This window comes from Acinetobacter sp. N1-1, from assembly GCF_056711485.1.
In genome coordinates this window covers 656,931-675,391 of sequence record NZ_JBWXUO010000012.1, presented here as the reverse complement: position 1 = coordinate 675,391, position 18,461 = coordinate 656,931, and the positions used below count along the sequence as shown (strand labels likewise).

The 18,461-nt window shown below is 35.3% G+C and carries 17 protein-coding genes, 1 pseudogene and 1 riboswitch; of the genes and pseudogenes, 8 read left to right on the top strand and 10 right to left on the bottom strand.

Annotation, left to right across the window (positions count from 1 at the left end; genetic code table 11):
* Nucleotides 1-69: 69 nt before the first annotated feature.
* From AC1MPL_RS03370 to hemC, 7 genes are all read right to left on the bottom strand, one after another.
* The gene (locus tag AC1MPL_RS03370; RefSeq protein WP_479764237.1) at nt 70-735 is read right to left on the bottom strand and encodes a phosphoglycolate phosphatase; all 666 of its coding nucleotides are present in this window, start codon (nt 733-735) and stop codon (nt 70-72) included.
* Nucleotides 736-790: 55 nt separating this feature from the next.
* Nucleotides 791-1,414, bottom strand: coding sequence for an FHA domain-containing protein (locus AC1MPL_RS03365; RefSeq protein ID WP_479764236.1), 624 nt, complete (start codon nt 1,412-1,414; stop codon nt 791-793).
* Nucleotides 1,415-1,612: 198 nt separating this feature from the next.
* Nucleotides 1,613-1,936, bottom strand: coding sequence for an H-NS histone family protein (locus tag AC1MPL_RS03360; RefSeq protein WP_479764235.1), 324 nt, complete (start codon nt 1,934-1,936; stop codon nt 1,613-1,615).
* A 258-nt stretch (nt 1,937-2,194) separates the two neighbouring features.
* On the bottom strand, nt 2,195-3,394 hold the full coding sequence (locus AC1MPL_RS03355; RefSeq protein ID WP_479764233.1) for a heme biosynthesis protein HemY: 1,200 nt from the start codon (nt 3,392-3,394) through the stop codon (nt 2,195-2,197).
* A gap of 9 nt (nt 3,395-3,403) precedes the next feature.
* On the bottom strand, nt 3,404-4,198 hold the full coding sequence (locus AC1MPL_RS03350) for a hypothetical protein (protein ID WP_479764231.1): 795 nt from the start codon (nt 4,196-4,198) through the stop codon (nt 3,404-3,406).
* A 41-nt stretch (nt 4,199-4,239) separates the two neighbouring features.
* A complete protein-coding gene (locus AC1MPL_RS03345; RefSeq protein ID WP_479764229.1) occupies nt 4,240-5,007 on the bottom strand; it encodes a uroporphyrinogen-III synthase in 768 nt (255 codons plus the stop codon).
* 6 nt (nt 5,008-5,013) lie between these two features.
* On the bottom strand, nt 5,014-5,934 hold the full coding sequence (hemC, locus tag AC1MPL_RS03340) for a hydroxymethylbilane synthase (RefSeq protein ID WP_479764228.1): 921 nt from the start codon (nt 5,932-5,934) through the stop codon (nt 5,014-5,016).
* Nucleotides 5,935-6,333: 399 nt separating this feature from the next.
* On the opposite strand from hemC, the gene argH reads away from it, so the two are divergent.
* Both argH and AC1MPL_RS03330 read left to right on the top strand, forming a co-directional pair.
* Nucleotides 6,334-7,770 carry an argininosuccinate lyase gene (gene argH / locus AC1MPL_RS03335; RefSeq protein WP_479764226.1) on the top strand — a complete coding sequence of 479 codons (1,437 nt, stop codon included), beginning with the start codon at nt 6,334-6,336 and terminating at the stop codon, nt 7,768-7,770.
* A gap of 12 nt (nt 7,771-7,782) precedes the next feature.
* Nucleotides 7,783-8,052 carry an oxidative damage protection protein gene (locus tag AC1MPL_RS03330; RefSeq protein WP_479764224.1) on the top strand — a complete coding sequence of 90 codons (270 nt, stop codon included), beginning with the start codon at nt 7,783-7,785 and terminating at the stop codon, nt 8,050-8,052.
* 243 nt (nt 8,053-8,295) lie between these two features.
* Here AC1MPL_RS03330 and phoU read toward each other — a convergent pair whose 3' ends face one another.
* Nucleotides 8,296-9,033, bottom strand: coding sequence for a phosphate signaling complex protein PhoU (gene phoU, locus AC1MPL_RS03325; protein WP_479764222.1), 738 nt, complete (start codon nt 9,031-9,033; stop codon nt 8,296-8,298).
* Between the two features lie 313 nt (nt 9,034-9,346).
* Here phoU and AC1MPL_RS03320 point away from each other — a divergent pair, with 313 nt between their 5' ends.
* The 6 genes and pseudogenes from AC1MPL_RS03320 (at nt 9,347) to gluQRS (ending at nt 15,750) form a co-directional block, all read left to right on the top strand.
* Entirely contained in the window at nt 9,347-10,447 is a 1,101-nt protein-coding gene (locus AC1MPL_RS03320) for a hypothetical protein (protein ID WP_479764220.1), read from the top strand.
* Between the two features lie 37 nt (nt 10,448-10,484).
* Nucleotides 10,485-10,602: riboswitch (TPP riboswitch) on the top strand.
* Nucleotides 10,603-10,691: 89 nt separating this feature from the next.
* Nucleotides 10,692-12,464, top strand: a pseudogene (gene thiC / locus AC1MPL_RS03315) (phosphomethylpyrimidine synthase ThiC); the annotation flags it as partial.
* A 237-nt stretch (nt 12,465-12,701) separates the two neighbouring features.
* Nucleotides 12,702-13,313 (top strand): NUDIX domain-containing protein, encoded by a 612-nt coding sequence (locus AC1MPL_RS03310; protein WP_479766143.1) that lies wholly within the window; start codon nt 12,702-12,704, stop codon nt 13,311-13,313.
* A gap of 35 nt (nt 13,314-13,348) precedes the next feature.
* Complete coding sequence (gene cpdA, locus AC1MPL_RS03305; RefSeq protein ID WP_479764219.1) at nt 13,349-14,122, top strand: 3',5'-cyclic-AMP phosphodiesterase; 774 nt, start codon at nt 13,349-13,351, stop codon at nt 14,120-14,122.
* Between the two features lie 212 nt (nt 14,123-14,334).
* On the top strand, nt 14,335-14,859 hold the full coding sequence (gene dksA, locus AC1MPL_RS03300; protein WP_479764217.1) for an RNA polymerase-binding protein DksA: 525 nt from the start codon (nt 14,335-14,337) through the stop codon (nt 14,857-14,859).
* Between the two features lie 3 nt (nt 14,860-14,862).
* Nucleotides 14,863-15,750 (top strand): tRNA glutamyl-Q(34) synthetase GluQRS, encoded by an 888-nt coding sequence (gluQRS, locus tag AC1MPL_RS03295; protein ID WP_479764216.1) that lies wholly within the window; start codon nt 14,863-14,865, stop codon nt 15,748-15,750.
* A 53-nt stretch (nt 15,751-15,803) separates the two neighbouring features.
* Here the strand turns inward: gluQRS and ftsW are convergent, their stop codons facing one another.
* Together ftsW and murD are read right to left on the bottom strand one after the other, a co-directional pair.
* The gene (gene ftsW, locus AC1MPL_RS03290; protein ID WP_479764215.1) at nt 15,804-17,015 is read right to left on the bottom strand and encodes a putative lipid II flippase FtsW; all 1,212 of its coding nucleotides are present in this window, start codon (nt 17,013-17,015) and stop codon (nt 15,804-15,806) included.
* The gene (gene murD, locus AC1MPL_RS03285) at nt 17,012-18,364 is read right to left on the bottom strand and encodes a UDP-N-acetylmuramoyl-L-alanine--D-glutamate ligase (RefSeq protein WP_479764213.1); all 1,353 of its coding nucleotides are present in this window, start codon (nt 18,362-18,364) and stop codon (nt 17,012-17,014) included. Before murD ends, ftsW begins: the two co-directional genes overlap by 4 nt.
* Nucleotides 18,365-18,461: the final 97 nt, after the last annotated feature.

Below are 18,461 nucleotides of genomic sequence, written 5' to 3'. Positions count from 1 at the left end.
AATATAAATTTAATGTGAGCAACGCCATCGCAAATAATATGGCTTTAAGTTCATAAACCGTTCCTATATCTATCTCTTTAATAAACAACGAAGGTCATCAATCACTTCTTGAGGATGACTATCATAAATACTCTCACCATGATTATACCCATAACTCATCGCAATACAGTCAATTTTCGCACAACGAGCTGCTTCAATATCATTATATGAATCACCAATCATAAGAACTTGGTTATGTTTTACATGAAAATAGTGCATTGTATAAATTAAAGGCAAAGGTGATGGTTTCTTTTCGACCACAGTATCACCACCAACAACAAGTGAAAAGTAATCTAGTAAATTTAATTTTTCTAGAAGCTTTATAGCCAATATCCTAGGTTTGTTGGTCACACAGGCTATTGATATTTTTTTATCTTTACAAGCTTCCAAAAACTCATAGACACCAGCAAATGGTATGCTATTTACACATATTTCTGATTGATATTGATCAAGATATATTTTACATAACTCACTAGCCAAAGTTGCATTACAATCTAACTCAGCCAATACTTTTTCACATAGCTTTTCACTGCCCTGCCCCACCCATAATCTAATTTGTTCCACACTTACAGTGGGCAACTTCATTTGATGTAATGCAGTATTTATTGCAGTTGCCATATCGACTACAGTATCAACTAGCGTACCATCTAAATCAAAGATAATAAGCTTACGTTTTTCTAATTTTGCTATTGTCATTATTTACTCCAAAAAAAAGCATGCAGAAGCATGCTTTTTAGTTATTTAATTACCATTATTTAAAGAAGAACCAAACAATTAGCGCAATAATCAAAATAGCAATAATTGCAATGAGTCCTAATGATGCATTCTTTTTCACTTCTTGTTCTGAGTCAGTTGCATGATGAGTTTTATTTTGAATGCCTGACTCTTTATTAGAAGATTCCTCTAAATTGGTTTTTATTTCATTTTCCTGATCAGGCATTGGCGCAGGCTTAGGAATTTGAATATTTTCAGGGGTACCATCATTTGTAACAGGCGTATCTTTCACACGATCTGCAATATGTGGTATTCCTTCTTCAAGATGATTTTTTAAAGATTGATTTTCGACAGCTATGTTATCTTCACGTCTGGTTTCACTAAGAAGAAACTTTAAACTTGCAAACTGAATTATATCTTGGTCTTTTAATAAAGTTGGCTCAGTAATTTTATTGTCATTAATATATGTACCATTTGAAGATTGCAAATCTTCCAACCATAAGGATTCGTCTTTTATATAAAATGCGGCATGTCTACGCGATATTTCTGATGATTGTAAAATCAAATGACAACTCTGATGTCGACCAACAAGTGTATCCTCATGAATACTAAAGCTAATGCCTTTTAATTCATTTGAAATAGCCGTTAATGTCCACTTCATATCCATCTTCTCTTTTCAAAATTACTATTAGAATAGCATGTTTCAATATATTATAAAGTTTGAGGCTATAAGGTTTATATATTTAAAGCACCATTATATTAAACATACAATTCTGTATATTTTTAATATTCAAATAATATAATAAATTTATTTAAATAAAAAAAAGGGAGTATCACACTCCCTAAAAAATCTTAGAATTTAAATAATAAAATCTTCTATTTTCGCACCTTTTTCAAGTTCAGCAACAATCCATCTTGGTTGTTTGCCACGCCCTGTCCATGTTTGCTCAGGGTTATTGTGATTACGATAACGAGGTTCAACTGTTTTACGTGTCGTTACCTTTCTTTTTTGTGATCCATATTCAAGCACTTGCTCTACAGTAAGGTCCAACCCTGCTGCAATATCAATAATTTGTTGATAAGCATTTTGTATTGCTTGGTCTTTTTTTGTTGCAATTAATGCTTCTGCTTCTTGCTGTAAATGCTCAAGCTCTTCAACACTTAATGTACTAATATCTTGCACGTAAATTTCTCCCAAAAATAAAATTCAATATTTAATAATATCGAACATTAAATATAATAGCCAATTATACTTAATAAGTATATCTCTACTGTATAAATATATACCAACATATATTATATACTAGGATTATTAACTACAAATTATACAAATTTATAAAATTCACCATGCACTTATAAATATTAACTACATATCAATTTAGTATAAAAGTCTTAAATAAAATATTTTTTTTAAATATATACAAACAATTCTGTCAGTATATTAAATATTAATTTTTAAAAATTGTGGATTTACTTCAAATACATTTTTAAGCTGTTGTACTAAGTTGGGATTATCTTGAATATGTACTTTTATTCGTAAATAATTTAATAAAACATGATCTGGGTAACTATTTAATAAATCTTTAGCCTCCTTATATTTGCCATTTTTTTGGAATATATGCCATTTTACAAAATGAAAAACAGGCATTTCTGAATACTTTTTCTCCCAAACCATGACTTGCTTTTCTATATCATTATAATTTACATCATTGCTCAACATTCTTTGTTCAAACCACATAAAGAATACATCTTGATCAAACATATCATTGAGTAATGATGTTGCAAGCTCCTCATATTCTAGCTGCATATCATGCAAACGCATTAAAATCTTCAGCCATAAAATTTTATTTGTACGAATACTTATATCAATATGGTTTGTTTTTAAATCTAAATATCTTTGCTGTAGTTTTTCAAGCTGTTCAGGTACAGCTTGATCAAAACTTTCTAAAATTTGCGTCAACCATATTGTATTTGCATCAGCGGTTAAGATTCCGTATTGCGTTGCATATAAATATAACCAAGGAAATTGGATTGCAAACTTACTCCATAGCTCAGCTAAGCGTTGCTGATAACCCTCTTCTAGCTCTTTTAACCAAACTGGCTGCAAAGGATGCGATGATAATAATTCTAAATGTGCAAATGCATCTTCGCCTTGCCCATTGAGCAAATATACTTCTATACGCTGTAATGTAACCAATTCAAAAGCAACTGGCGGACTTTGCTCTAACTGCTTTAAAGCATCCTTATACTGCCCTTGTTGGCGTAAAAAAGTTGCTTGAATAAGATGATTTAATAGCGTTGATGCTGTAAAAATATTCTCAACAACAGCTTGTTTTTGTCTTTCCGCACCAAGTAACCATAAAATACCAAGTTTTTCATATGGATGTAGATTTGAAAAACTTTCTACTTGATGATGTATACGCTTTTTCCGATTTGCATATCGTCGAGCCATATAGCCTATTAATTGAATACATAAACTAATAAGCAAGGTAAAAAGAAGAAAACCTAAGAATGAACCCTGAATTTGCCAACCATGAAATAGTAAATATACATATCCTGCACCCTGCCCATGGCTAAGGAGCGTACAAAACCCAATTAAAACTACAGCGAGGACTAAATAAGAAAGTAGGATTTTTTTCATAACCTTAGCCTAGTCTAATAAAATTGGGGTATGTAACTTAGGTGTTCCATTAAAAGAAATGCTTTTTGCTTGTTCTAATGCCTGACGAAGAATTGGCTGATTAAAACGGGGGGCTTGGTTTAATAAAATGAGAATATCATCTAAGCTCGCAACATATTGATCATATTGTCCTAAATTTAACATTTGCCTAGCGAGCACAAGCCTTAACTGTGCCTCTTTCACAACAAGTCTTTGACTAATAAGATCTGTTGGATTTTGTTTTAAAGGCTGTATCGAAATAATTTTTTCCCAAAAACTCTGCGCCTGAACAGGTTGATAATTTTCTACATTCGTATCTAATATTTTAAAAAACTGCTGATCTATTTGAGCCAGTAGTTTATTTGCATAAGCTTGTTGTGATAGTTGTTGCTGATTAGATGCTTCGATAATCTTTTGATCCCCTTCCAAAGATGTATATAAACTTTGTTTTAGTGCAGAAGAAATATTATATTTATCCAAGCTTTGTAAAAGTTGTTGTAAATGCTCAAGTGCATATATATTTTCATGCTGATCTAGTGCAAACTGGATCAATTCTAAAGATTGCTGTATTGGCAAAACAGGATTAATCATCACTGCTGGCTGTATAGTTACACCTGATTGATTTAGCTTTTCTTTTGTTGATTTTTGAGTAGGTACAGACTGCCTTTGCATTGCCACCATTTGATCATTAACATGGTTAATTGATTGTTCTATACCTGTGACCTGCGACCTTAAATCATCAGTAGTTTGAATATACTGTTGTTGATCATAAGTTAATTTAGACATCCATAAAAAACTGACAATAAATAGGCACACACATCGCTTATTCATAACTTTTCCTGTGATTGCTGTATCAAACTGCCCAATTCATTGGCCTTTAAATTAGAAGCTAAAAGTATTTTTTCTAAAGGTATATTTTGCGCAACGATACCGTGCAATCTTGCACCTAAAACAATATAGTGGCACTTATTTAATATATCCAAATCATGTTCAAGAAGACTATGCCAGTTTACCCAGCTTGCTTCACTGCTTATACAAACATAAATTTTTTCATGATACTGTTTTAATATTTCAGCAACATGTTGAAAACTCGTAACTGTTTCCTTTGGTAAGCTACGCTTGTAGAGTATCATATTTATAATATTAATATTTTTCTTGGCAAGATGATTCATCATAAACTGACGCCCACCTTCCCCCCGCCAAAAGGCAATACTTTGTATATTTACCTGCTTTAAAATAGGTAAATCCAACATTCCTTCCGATGTTTCAATCTTTGGAATCTCTGCATTGATACCTGCTGCGTTTAACACTTCAGCTGTCTTTTCACCGACTGCAATCCAATGAACATTCTCTAATTGTGGTATTTTTTTAAATATCTGAGCTAAAAAAGATAACCCTATTTGTGCAGCGGTTGGACTGACAACAACAATTACATTCGTTTGCGGCAAAATATGAAACTGCTGAATCAGTTGCTCCGATAAAGCAACTGACTCTAAGCATAATAAAGGCACATCTAATACATCTATACCTTGTCTACACATTTCCCGTGTTAAGGCATCTGCTCTTTCACTCGGTCTCGTATTTATAAATAACATAACAAGTTATAAGTGTAGATCTTTTAATAAAGGCCCCGCACCCATCTCCAATAAATTTTTTGCAAGTTGCTCACCTATTGCAATTGGATGGTTTGGCTCACCTTGTATTTCTGCTTTCAACAATGTTTTACCATCAACACTCCCAACTCTTCCTTGCATCATTAGCTGATTATTTTCTAAAACTGCATATCCTGCTATAGGAATTTGACAACCACCCTCCAAGTAGGCATTAAAAGCACGTTCAGCACGAACGCATACTTCCGTTTCAAAATGCTTTAATGGTTCAATCAAAGAAAGTACTTCTTGGTCATCTGTACGACACTCTAAGCCTAAAGCACCTTGACCTACAGCAGGTAAACTCGTTACTGGGTCAAGCGTATGGCGAATACGATCATGAAGCTCTAATCGTTTGAGCCCTGCACTTGCCAAGATAATTCCATCATATAAACCACTATCTAACTTAGATAGTCTTGTACCCACATTGCCGCGTAAATCTTTAATGACTAAATCTGGTCTGTAATTTAAAATTTGGCATTTACGACGTAAGCTTGATGTGCCAACAACCGCACCATGAGGTAAATCATTAAAATGTGAGTAGTTATTCGAGACAAAAGCATCGAAGGGATCTTCTCTTTCACAAATTACAGGTAAATCCAACCCATCAGGAAGCTGCATCGGTACATCTTTTATAGAATGCACAGCCAAATCTGCACGACCGTCAAACAATGCTTGTTCAAGCTCTTTTACAAATAGCCCTTTACCACCAATTTTTGCCAATGGGGTATCTAAAATTTTGTCCCCTTGCGTTACAAAAGTCACCAACTCTACAGTTAAACCATGATGTAATTTTTCTAATCGAGCTTTAATATGCTCTGCTTGCCAAAGAGCCAATGGACTTTGGCGTGTTGCTATTCTCAGCGTTTTCATATGTGCCCAATAAATACTTTTTAGTTAAGCCTAAACTTAACTTGATCTATAGAAATTGCAAGTCAAATTACTGTACTTTTCTCTATAACACACATCGACTCAACAAATCATTGAATAGAGCCTATTATTCATAATTCAAAGATACATATATAACAGTAATCAAAAACCACTCATGATTCGACAAATACAGCATAAATTTGCAATAACCTTATAGCTTTGTTAAGTATAAGCAATACAACTTGCGTTCACTGCAACAGTAAAAGTTAATACTTTAAAATAAAAGTTATAACTCTAATGAAAGTGACAAAAGTACCTATTTAAGATAAATCGCTACAAACCGTATATTTATATAGCGAACCCCCTTAAAATAAACCTATCCATTATTGTAATAGAGCGATCATGAGCACATCTTCAAATCATTCAACGACCCCTTTATCTCAAACCTCTGGTATGTGGGGCGGACGCTTCTCAGAAGCGACAGATGCTTTTGTGGCTGAATTCACAGCATCAGTACAATTCGATCAACGTTTTTATAAACAAGACATCGCAGGTTCAGTTGCACATGCGAAAATGCTTGCAAAAATTGGGGTACTGACAGCAGAAGAGCGTGACGATATCATTCATGGTCTTACTGACATTCAAACTGAGATTGAGGCAGGGAAATTTGAATGGCGCATTGACCTTGAAGATGTTCATATGAACATTGAGTCACGTCTAACTCAACTCATTGGTATTACAGGTAAAAAACTACATACAGGTCGTAGTCGTAATGACCAAGTTGCTACAGATATTCGTCTTTATCTACGTGATGAAATTGATGAAATTTTACAAACACTGAAGCGTTTACAACTCGGTATTTTAAGCCTTGCAGCAAAAAATACTGCGACAATTATGCCTGGCTTTACCCATTTACAAACAGCTCAGCCAGTAACATTTAGTCACCATCTAATGGCTTGGTTCGAAATGCTTGTACGTGACACTGAACGCTTACAAGACTGCCGCAAGCGCGTAAACCGTATGCCTCTAGGCTCTGCCGCACTTGCAGGTACAACCTACCCAATTGATCGTGCCTACACCGCTGAACTTTTAGGATTTGATGAGATTTCTGAAAACTCATTAGATGCTGTTTCAGATCGTGACTTTGCCATTGAGTTTAATGCAGCAGCTTCTTTAATTATGATGCATCTCTCACGCATGTCAGAAGAACTCATTCTATGGACTTCTGCACAGTTTAAATTTATTCAGATTCCTGATCGTTTCTGTACAGGTTCATCAATTATGCCTCAAAAGAAAAATCCAGATGTACCTGAACTTGTTCGTGGTAAGTCTGGTCGTGTCTTTGGCGATCTTATTAGTCTGCTTACACTAATGAAAGGGCAACCTTTGGCATACAATAAAGATAATCAAGAAGATAAAGAACCTTTATTTGATGCAATCGATACAGTTCGTGGTTGCTTAATGTCATTTGCAGATATGATTCCTGCATTAGTACCAAATATTGAATCTATGCGTGAAGCTGCTTTACGTGGTTTTTCAACTGCCACAGACCTTGCAGACTACCTTGTTAAAAAAGGTGTTCCATTCCGTGACTCACATGAAATTGTAGGTAAAACTGTTGCACTTGCTGTTGAAGAAGATAAAGATTTATCTGAACTTTCTCTTGAGCAACTACAACAATTTTCTACTCTCATCGAAGAGGATGTATACGATAAAGCGCTTACATTAGAAGCTTCTGTAAGTGCTCGAAATCACATTGGTGGTACTGCACCAAAACAGGTACAAGCTGCCATTGAACGAGCACATACTCGTTTAGAAAAACTCTATGGAACAGCTTAAAGCGAGAAAAATATGCCGAATCAAGTTTTTTGTAAAAAATACCAAAAAGAAATGGAAGGTCTAGATTTTGCACCATTCCCTGGCCCTAAAGGCGAGTTCTACTTTAAAAATGTTTCTAAACAAGCATGGCAAGAATGGTTACAACACCAAACCACGCTGATCAATGAAAAACGCCTTAATGTTTTTGAATCAGACGCGAAACATTTTTTAGAAGAACAAAGAGAAAAGTTTTTCTCAAATGATGAAAGCATAGAAACAGCTGAAGGTTGGAAGCCTGAGTAATTATTCTTAAAAAATAAGGTCTTACGAAGACCTTATTTTTTGCAAACTTACATACAATTACAAATAGCTCTTATAATAAAACATCTATTTACAAGAAGATTGCAGACAAATATCATTATTTTTCATATGATTTATCGCATAGAGAGGAATAAACCTTCTTTTCATAATACAAAGTTTATAAAGCTTATTAGCCTCAAATCTCCCCCAAGATTTGGGGCCTTTTTTATTCATGTCGGCCTAAAATTACTCAGACTTATTTGAATCACTATGCACTTTTTTCTCAATCTCATCCATACTTGCGTGACGAACATCTAAGCCTTTTACTATGTAAATCACTTGTTCAGCAATATTACGTGCATGATCACCAATACGCTCTAGAGAACGTAATACCCAAAGCACATTAAGGACACGAGATATTTGACGTGCATCTTCAATCATATATGTCATCAGCATCCGTGTCGCTGATTGATATTCACGATCTGTATCTGCATCAGCACGCAACACTTTAAGTGCTTGTTCCGTATCTAAGCGTGCAAATGCATCCAAAGCTTCATGAATCATCACTCTTACTTGATTCCCAATATGACGTGCTTCCATAAATCCATAAGATGCACTTCTCTCTTCACTTAAACTTTGAGAAATACGGGCAATTTTGTTTGCTTCATCGCCAATTCTTTCCAAGTCGGTATTGGCTTTACTCATTGCAATAACCATTCTCAAATCAATAGCAGCAGGATGCCTACGTGCAAGAATGATTGTAAGAAGTTCATCAATTTCACGCTCTAAGCGATTTACAGTATTCTCTGTATATTGAACATCAACAGAAAGCGCGATGTCTTTATCTAACAATGAATGGATTGCATCAGTCACCTGTTGCTCAATAAGACCACCCATTGCCATAAACTTGGCATTTACTTCTTGTAAATCTTCATTGAACTGCGAAGAAATATGGTGTGATAACATCGGATTTTTTAAACTCAAGGGGGGATCTCCAAAAAATCAAAAACTTAAATATTAGAACAAATTAAGTTGAATATTTTATGACAAACATAAAGAACACGATTAATTATTAATAATTCGATAAAAATTACAAATTATTTACTGTGAAAAAACCTTTTCCATATCAAACTTACTCAAAACATCTAAGCCAAATCTTTACCATTTTTACTAAAATACTGTATTCAATTACAGTTTTATGCATATAAAAAACACATCATATTTATTAAATTTCAATGAGGTGTTTACAATTAAAGACTCCTATCTGTACAAGGATTAATATGCAGGTTTCAACAATATGAGCAAACGAATTGTCTTCATATTTACGATAGTTTGCTCACTGCTGAATGGTTGCCATCAAGAGAGTTCTCCCTCTACACAGAAAGACAATCAATCTAAATCATCTATTGCACCAGAAAACCCTTGTGTATACCTACGACAAGATATTCAGCACATCGATAATCAAAGTACAGTCGAGGTACTTGAACAAGTAAATTTCCGCTTAAAACAATGCCTACCTCAGCTTAGCTTAAATGACCGTACTCTTCTGATGTACGCAACAACAGCAATGTATCAACGCTTTTTATTTGTAGATCGTACACCTGAACAGCAACAATACTTTGAACAATACGCAATTAATACAAGTGCATATCCAACTTTACAGCAAAATTATGAATCTTACTTTTCAAAAAGAGATCAATATCTTATAGATCATCAAAGTAATGCTGCTTATTATGAGTTATATGATGCTGGAAATAACAGAACAAAATATCGTAGACAACCTAGTTATTTACGTGACATTTTTGCACCTTTTCTACCAGCGGCAGAGCAAATGTTTATTATTAATCTTGCTCGGCAAAATGAGCAACCCGTCATATCAAACAATACATTTAATCTCACATGGCAGGAGATCGCAGATCGAGCACAATTTTGGGAAAGTTATACAATTTCTTATCCAAATAGTATTTTTTTTGAAGATGCACAACGCCTGAAATTTGCTTATACACGTTTTTTATTTCATGGCCTACCAAATATGCCTATTTCAACAGACTATGAGGGTGAAGAAAACATCCACCCTGAAGCACTTAAAGAAATACAGGCGCTTGCAAATAATGGTCACTCACAGTTGTCTGAAAAAGCAATAAAATTTTTAAATTTTATTAAAATACCTGTAAAAACACGTGACTTAAAATTTCCAATAGAGCTCAGCCCTGTCGAACAACGTTCTAAACAGTTCGAAACAATCAAAGATATGAAACAACTCGACCAATATATCGGCTTATATGATCCTTTAAGCTTTGATAGTACACATATTAATAGAGATTGCTTTAGCGATTCTATTTGTGTCACACATTTAGGTAATATCTCGAGTAGCTTTTCTACAAAACAAGATTTTTAGATACATCCATTTTTCTAAAAACATGTTAGTCTTTGATAACCGCTTGACGGAGCGCGAGTAAAAACTCGCTGAGATCACCTAAGTTAAACTTGAGGGTGAGTACCGTTGAACCTGATCAGGTTAAGACCTGCGTAGGAATCAAGCCACCTCAAACTTATGCCTCATCTATTCTTTTATTAGGATAAATCCGCCACCGTTTTTGGTTGAGCTTGATTCGTTGATTTTTTTCATAAGGATCATGTCAATGAACCAATTAACGAATCTATCTAACACTTCAAAGCAACATGAGCAAGATGCAAAAGATTTAACTCGAATCTTACCTGCATCCAGCAAAGTTTATATTTCAGGCTCTCACCCAAGTATTCGCGTACCTATGCGAAAAATTAATCTATCTGATACACCAGAAGGATTAGGTGGTGAAGAAAACCATGGAATTTTAGTTTACGATACTTCAGGCGTATATACCGATCCAAGTGTAGAAATAAACTTAAATCAAGGGTTACCCCACTTACGCCAATCATGGATAGAAGAACGCCAAGATTCTGAAGAACTACCACATTTAAGTTCAGCATTTGGTCAACAGCGTGCAAAAGATATTCGTACTGCTAATATTCGCTTTGCACATATTCAAAAGCCACGTCGTGCAAAAAAGTCTAAAAATGTCACACAAATGCACTATGCCAAACAAGGTATTATTACACCTGAAATGGAATTTGTTGCCATTCGTGAAAACCAAAAACAGCACGAATCTGTAGATTCAAGACAACATACAGGACAAAATTTTGGTGCAAAAAATCTCACTGAAATTACACCTGAATTTGTACGCCAAGAAATTGCTGAAGGGCGTGCTATTATCCCTTCAAATATTAATCACCCTGAATCTGAACCGATGATTATTGGTCGTAACTTTTTAGTCAAGATCAATGCCAATATTGGTAACTCAGCTCTAGGTTCTTCTATTGATGAAGAAGTTGCCAAAATGACTTGGGCAACACGCTGGGGTGCAGATACCATTATGGACCTATCTACAGGTCAAAACATTCATGAAACACGAGAGTGGATTATTCGTAACTCACCTGTCCCTATTGGTACAGTGCCTATTTACCAAGCTTTAGAAAAAGTAAATGGGGTTGCAGAAGACCTAAATTGGGAAATTTTTAGAGATACACTGATTGAACAAGCCGAACAAGGCATTGATTACTTTACAATACATGCAGGTGTATTGCGTGACTACATTCCTCTTACTGCAAACCGCCTCACTGGTATTGTTTCTCGTGGTGGTTCAATCATGGCACAGTGGTGTCTAGCGCATCAAACTGAGAACTTTTTATATACGCATTTTGATGATATCTGTGAAATTATGAAAGCATATGATGTTTGCTTTAGCTTAGGAGATGGACTCCGCCCAGGATGCCTACAAGATGCAAATGATGAAGCACAATTTAATGAACTACGCACACTTGGTGAACTAACCCATAAAGCATGGGCACATGATGTACAAGTCATGATTGAAGGTCCGGGTCATGTGCCTATGCATATGATTAAAGAAAATATGGATCTACAGCTTGAAGTATGTAAAGAAGCACCTTTCTATACGCTTGGCCCACTCACAACTGACATTGCTCCTGGCTATGACCATATTACATCTGCCATTGGTGCAGCAATGATTGGCTGGTATGGTACAGCCATGCTCTGTTATGTAACACCAAAAGAACACTTAGGCTTGCCAAACAAGAAAGATGTGAAAGACGGTATTATTACTTATAAAATTGCAGCACATGCAGCAGACCTAGCTAAAGGTCATCCAGGCGCACAAGTAAGAGATAATGCGCTATCAAAAGCACGCTTTGAGTTCCGTTGGGAAGATCAGTTTAATCTAAGCTTAGACCCAGATACAGCACGTGAAATGCATGATGAAACCATGCCTAAAGAAGCCCATAAATCAGCTCACTTCTGTTCAATGTGTGGCCCTAAATTTTGTTCAATGAAAATTTCTCAGAATGTTAGAAATATAGCCAAAATTGCTGAACCAATTTAAATTTCATGGACTTTGTAGATAGCTTATAAATATATATAGGCTATCTACAATAAATAATTAGGAATTCTTTAAAAAAATAAGTTTTATATGCAAAACAAATAACACTTATACAAATTAAAGCAATATACATCACATTAGTATTTAAAATAAGCATTTCTTCGCTCAAAATTCTCAGTTAGCATAATAGTTATTAGAAACACGTTAAATAAGTTGATCATATTGATGATGAAGAAAGAACAATATACGCAAAATGATGTAAACGTTCTCTCACGAGAATCAATATATCAAGGTTTTGTAAAACTAGAAAAAGTAAGCCTCCAATATCGACTGTTCAATCAAAATAATTACTCACATATTGTAGAAAGAGAGCTAATTCGACGCAAAAAAGCAGCAGGTGTACTCATCTATAATGATGAACAAAAACGCTTTGCTCTTATAGAACAGTTTCGCGTTGGTGCGTTAGAAGATACTATCACTCCTTGGCACTTTGAAATTATTGCAGGTGTTTTAGATGGTGATGAAACACCTGAGAATTGTATTTATAGAGAAAGTCTTGAAGAATCAGGTTGCGAGCTTTATGACCTTGAACATCTTTTTACTTTTTACCCTTCAGCAGGGTCATGCGATGAAATTTTCTATCTCTATACAGCACAAGCTAAACTTCCCGATCAAGGCGGTATTTTTGGCTTAGAGGAGGAGGGTGAAAATATTCAACTTCATCTATTCAACTACAATGAGCTAGATACAATTTTTAAAAACAGCCAACTTCGTAATGCACCTGTCATTATCGCTTTACAATGGCTTAAACAGCATATTAAGACGCTTTGAAAGTGAGTCTTTCTCCTGATGGGAATACATCCTCAATGAAAACCATTATCCAAATTAGTGACACACACTTAACAGATTCATCTGAGAATAAGTTTATTCAAATTGATCCTGAACAGACATTTCATCAAGTTACAGCTGATATTCTCGAAAAACATAAAAATATCGATACAATCATTCATACTGGTGACCTTGCACAAATTGCAAAGGCAGAAACATATCAACGCTACCTAGAGCATATGGAGAAGTTTAAAGTACCTTTTTACCAGATTCCTGGGAATCACGATGATTTAAATATTTTTCCATATCACCAAAATAGTCCAATTTCTATTATCCATTTGGATCAATGGTGTATTATTCTCCTAACCAGCGCAATAAAAGGACGTATTGATGGATATATTTCAGAATATCAGTTAGAAAAACTGGATACTTTACTGAAAAAAAATAAGACATTACATACCATTATTGGTTGCCATCACCATCCTCTTCTCATGAAGTCTGAGTGGATTGATACTCACTGCTTAAAAAACACTGATGCATTACTTAAAATATTAAAGAAGCATTCTCAAGTCAAAGCAGTTATTTCAGGGCATGTACATCAAGAGGCAAAAATTGAATTAGATAATATTCAATTTCTATCTGTACCTTCAACATCTATTCAGTTTAAACCAGAAAGTAAAAACTTTGCTCTTGATACTATTCAAGCAGGCTATCGTGTTCTTCACCTCCACGATAATGGTCATTTTGAAACAAAAGTTCATCGCTTAACAGCTCCCCTACCTCAAATAAATGAAAATATTTCAGGCTATTAACTTTTATTTTCCTAGAATTTATATTAACTTAGCTCATCAATAGAGCTTATCTTAGATTAGATATGCTTTAAGGACTACCCAAGTCATTAAAAAGTCTTTATGATAACGAGCCCTTAAATCTGTGGTTTTACAGTTTTAAGAGCAATAATAAAAATTTGCATCTCACCCTAACGAGTACGTAGCTTTGACGTATATGATGAGGAATGCCCTATATGGCAAATGATACTCTAAACCAAGTCCTAGATGAGCAAACAACTGTTGAAGGTGAAGCGCCAAAACGTGGTCGCAAAGTAAAACCTAAAACAGCAAGCAGCGGTTCTACAGCAAGCCTTTTTGGTATTGCACCTTATGAACCTAAGAAAAATGAAGAATATATGTCTGATGCACAATTAGAGCATTTCAGAAAAATTCTTTTAGCTTGGAAAGCTGACTTAATGTCAGAAGTAGACCGTACATTAAATACAATGCAAGATGAGTCAACAGCTCTTCCTGATGTCAATGATCGTGCAACACAAGAAGAAGAGTTTGCAATTGAATTGCGTACTCGTGACCGTGAACGTCGCCTTATTCGTAAAATTGAGAAATCGATTGAAGCAATTAAAAATGATGATTACGGCTTTTGTGAAACGTGTGGTGTAGAAATTGGTTTACGTCGCTTAGAAGCAAGACCAACAGCAACACTTTGCATTGACTGCAAAACTTTGGCAGAAATTAAAGAAAAACAAAATAAAGGCTAAATTATGGGTGTATCACACTCAGAAAATATAGCTTATAGGGGTCGGTTTGCACCATCGCCAACCGGCCCCTTGCATTTTGGCTCACTCATTACAGCAGTAGCAAGCTACTGTGAAGCAAAAGCACGACATGGAAAATGGTTTGTTCGTATAGAAGATACCGATATTCCGCGCATATATCCCGGCAGCGAAACACATATTCTTCAATGTCTGGATGCTTTTGAATTTGAAATTGATGGTGAAATTTTATTTCAAAAGGATCGTTTGAATATTTATAATGATATCCTGCATCAACTACAGCAGAAAAGCTATATTTATGCCTGCCAATGTACCCGAAAAATTTTGGGTTCAAATGCAATTTACCAAGGTACATGTAAAACGCTTAACCTAGAATTTGAGCATCAAGCAATTCGTGTAAAAGTAAACGACCAACCAATTGAATTTATAGATGCCTTACAAGGTAGCCAAACAGCTAACCTTGCAAATGAACTCGGTGACTTTGTCTTAAAACGGCGTGATGGTATCATCAACTATCAACTGGCTGTTGTTGTAGATGACTACCTACAAAATGTTACCCATGTTGTTCGAGGTGCTGACTTACTCGATAATACAGCACGACAAATTTGGCTAGGAAAACTATTAGGTTATCCTTCTCTCAAATATATGCACTTACCTTTAGCTATGAATGATCAAGGTCAAAAGCTATCTAAACAAAATATGGCGCAAGCACTCAACCCTTTACATGCACCTCAACTTTTACAACAGGCACTTATTGCGCTAAAACAACCTTTCGTAGAGTTAGACCGACCTGCAATTATGCTAAAACAGGCAGTTTCTCAATGGCAACGAAATCTTATCCCAAAACAAACTACCCTTTCTGACATATATGTTTAAATAAAAAAGCACCTTACTTATACAAGCAAAGTGCTTTTTTTACCAAAATTCGATTAAAAATTAGAAAGTTCTTTAGTTGGGTTCTCTTCTTTCGTCGAAGCATCAATTTTAAGAATAAGTGTAATCATAGCCGCACACATCATCAACGATGAGCCACCATAACTAATAAATGGTAATGTTAATCCTTTCGTTGGTAACATTCCCATATTCATTCCAGCATTGACTAGAATTTGCATTAGAAAGATAAAGCTAATCCCATAAGCTAAATAACCCGCTCTAAGATAGTTATTCTTCAATGCTCGATAGCCAATTCTTACACAACATGCAAGCATCAAGAACTCTAAAGAAAGGACTGTAAAAATACCAAAAAAACCAAACTCTTCACCTAAAATTGCAAGCATAAAGTCTGTATGTGCTTCAGGTAGATAGGACATCTTTTGCATACTATGCCCAAGCCCCACACCAAACCATTCTCCCTGTCCAAAAGCCATTAAAGCATTCGACAACTGATAACCAGAGCCAAGTGGATCTGCCCAAGGATTAGAGAAAGACATCAGTCGTTCCAAACGATATGGTTCAAAAACAACTAACGATGCAAGAGCAAGCACAATAACTGCACCCATGACCAAAAACTGCTTAATAGGTGCACCTGCAAGAAAAAATACGCCGACCATCATCATGACAATTACAGCTGTTGAACCAAAGTCAGGCTCTAAAATAATGAGAACAATAGATACAAACATAACCAATGCCAAACGCATTAATCCCATCCATCCACGATCTCTTACTTCACTCGCACGGCGTACAACATAATCCGCTGTAAATACTGCCATTATCATTTTAGCCACTTCAGTCGGCTGTAATGTAAAAAATCCAAGACGAATCCAGCGCCGTGCACCATTTACCTCTGTACCAATCAGGAATGTTACAAACAACAAGGCAATTGTAATAAGCCATAAAAGAAAAATACTTTTAAACCAACTTTCTAAAGCAAACTTCGAAACTACAAATGCAACGCACAAAGCAATCATGATCGAGATCATGTGGCGCTCTAAAAAGTAAAATGGATTATTTTGCACATTTGCAGCATATGGCATAGAAGCAGATGCCACCATAACAGTACCAATAACCAATAATGTAAAAACACAGAAGATTAATATATTTCTTACAGTAATTTCATCAGGCACTAAACCACGTATACGTGTATAAACTTCCTGTAGCCTTACACTTGGACTTACTCCTAAGCGCTCTTTTTTTTGAATCATTCGGATAAGGCCTCTACATATTTTACAAACTGGTGTCCTCGGTCACCATAATTTTTAAACATATCAAAACTCGCACAAGCAGGAGATAATAAAACGACATCATTAATTGCTGTCATTTCATGGCAAATTTGTACTGCTTCATTTAATGTCTTCGCAAAAATAATTTTTGTTGTTCCTGCAATAGCTTGAGATATTTTAGGAGCATCCTCTCCAATTAAAACAGCTAATTTTACAAACTTCTGTATTGATGAACGTAAAACCGTAAAATCTTGTCCCTTACCTACGCCACCTAAAATAAGAGCAATCTGACCTTTACCACTAGCTACCAATGCCTGTCCCAAACCATCAACAGCTGCAACTGTTGCACCCACATTTGTACCTTTAGAATCATTATAATAACGAACATTTGCTTTTGTAGTAACATATTGGCAACGATGCTCTAAACCTTTAAATGTTTTTAAAGTATTCAGCATCTTATCTAATGATAAGCCTATCGCTTCTCCTAATGCCAAACATGCCAAAGCATTTGCCATGTTGTGCATACCTTGAATATACATCTGATCACTACGTAAAATTCGCTCTCGACCACGAGCAAGCCAAATTGTGCCATCAGTATCTCTTAAAATACCGTACTCATTTATATCGGGAGCATTTAGACCAAAACTTTGAATTGGTATTGCATCGGGAATAAGTGGACGTGTGAGTGCATCATCTCTGTTATAAACAACTTTTTTCACTTGTTGAAAAATACGATGCTTCGCCTGATGATAATTGAGCATTGTGCCATGGCGATCTAAGTGATCTTCACTCATATTTAAAACAACTGCAACATCTGCATTTAAATTTGAAGTTGTTTCTAATTGAAAGCTAGAAAGTTCTAGAATAATTAATTCAGGATCATCTTTTAATAAATCGAGTGCAGGACGTCCAAGATTACCACCTACAGCAACTTTTTTACCTGCTTCTTCCGCCATCAACCCAATTAAAGTGGTCACAGTACTTTTTGCATTTGATCCTGTAATTGCCACAATTGGCACTTCAGTTGCCCGTCTTAACAGCTGAATTTCACTAATAACAGGAATACCATGTGCGATCGCACGTTGAATTTCAGGTAAATCTACAGGCAATCCTGGACTTAAAATAATTTCGTCTGCTTGTAATAATAACTCTTCATCTAAATGACCAAATACTTTTTGAATATCTTGAGGAATTTTGTCACACCCTGGAGGAGTTTCTCTAGAGTCAGTTACAGCGACTCGATATCCTGAATCTACTAAAAAATTTACGGCAGATACGCCAGATATACCAAGGCCAACAACAACCTTTAAACCACCACGCTGTATTAACATTTATGCCCCAAGAGTCATTCTTTTACTTTTATGAATGGTAGCACTTTGCTTTTTAGATTGCTTTTATAGATTAAACCCCAACTCTATTTTTTTGTGT

What these genes read in the sequence shown, in the direction of transcription:
- AC1MPL_RS03370 (WP_479764237.1), bottom strand. Translation starts at nt 735, where the DNA reads ATGACAATAGCAAAATTAGAAAAACGTAAGCTTATTATCTTTGATTTA.
- AC1MPL_RS03365 (WP_479764236.1), bottom strand. Translation starts at nt 1,414, where the DNA reads ATGAAGTGGACATTAACGGCTATTTCAAATGAATTAAAAGGCATTAGC.
- hemC (WP_479764228.1), bottom strand. Translation starts at nt 5,934, where the DNA reads ATGAAAACGCTGAGAATAGCAACACGCCAAAGTCCATTGGCTCTTTGG.
- AC1MPL_RS03350 (WP_479764231.1), bottom strand. Translation starts at nt 4,198, where the DNA reads ATGTCTAAATTAACTTATGATCAACAACAGTATATTCAAACTACTGAT.
- ftsW (WP_479764215.1), bottom strand. Translation starts at nt 17,015, where the DNA reads ATGATTCAAAAAAAAGAGCGCTTAGGAGTAAGTCCAAGTGTAAGGCTA.
- argH (WP_479764226.1), top strand. Translation starts at nt 6,334, where the DNA reads ATGAGCACATCTTCAAATCATTCAACGACCCCTTTATCTCAAACCTCT.
- dksA (WP_479764217.1), top strand. Translation starts at nt 14,335, where the DNA reads ATGGCAAATGATACTCTAAACCAAGTCCTAGATGAGCAAACAACTGTT.
- AC1MPL_RS03345 (WP_479764229.1), bottom strand. Translation starts at nt 5,007, where the DNA reads ATGTTATTTATAAATACGAGACCGAGTGAAAGAGCAGATGCCTTAACA.
- gluQRS (WP_479764216.1), top strand. Translation starts at nt 14,863, where the DNA reads ATGGGTGTATCACACTCAGAAAATATAGCTTATAGGGGTCGGTTTGCA.
- AC1MPL_RS03320 (WP_479764220.1), top strand. Translation starts at nt 9,347, where the DNA reads ATGAGCAAACGAATTGTCTTCATATTTACGATAGTTTGCTCACTGCTG.
- murD (WP_479764213.1), bottom strand. Translation starts at nt 18,364, where the DNA reads ATGTTAATACAGCGTGGTGGTTTAAAGGTTGTTGTTGGCCTTGGTATA.
- AC1MPL_RS03355 (WP_479764233.1), bottom strand. Translation starts at nt 3,394, where the DNA reads ATGAAAAAAATCCTACTTTCTTATTTAGTCCTCGCTGTAGTTTTAATT.
- AC1MPL_RS03330 (WP_479764224.1), top strand. Translation starts at nt 7,783, where the DNA reads ATGCCGAATCAAGTTTTTTGTAAAAAATACCAAAAAGAAATGGAAGGT.
- cpdA (WP_479764219.1), top strand. Translation starts at nt 13,349, where the DNA reads ATGAAAACCATTATCCAAATTAGTGACACACACTTAACAGATTCATCT.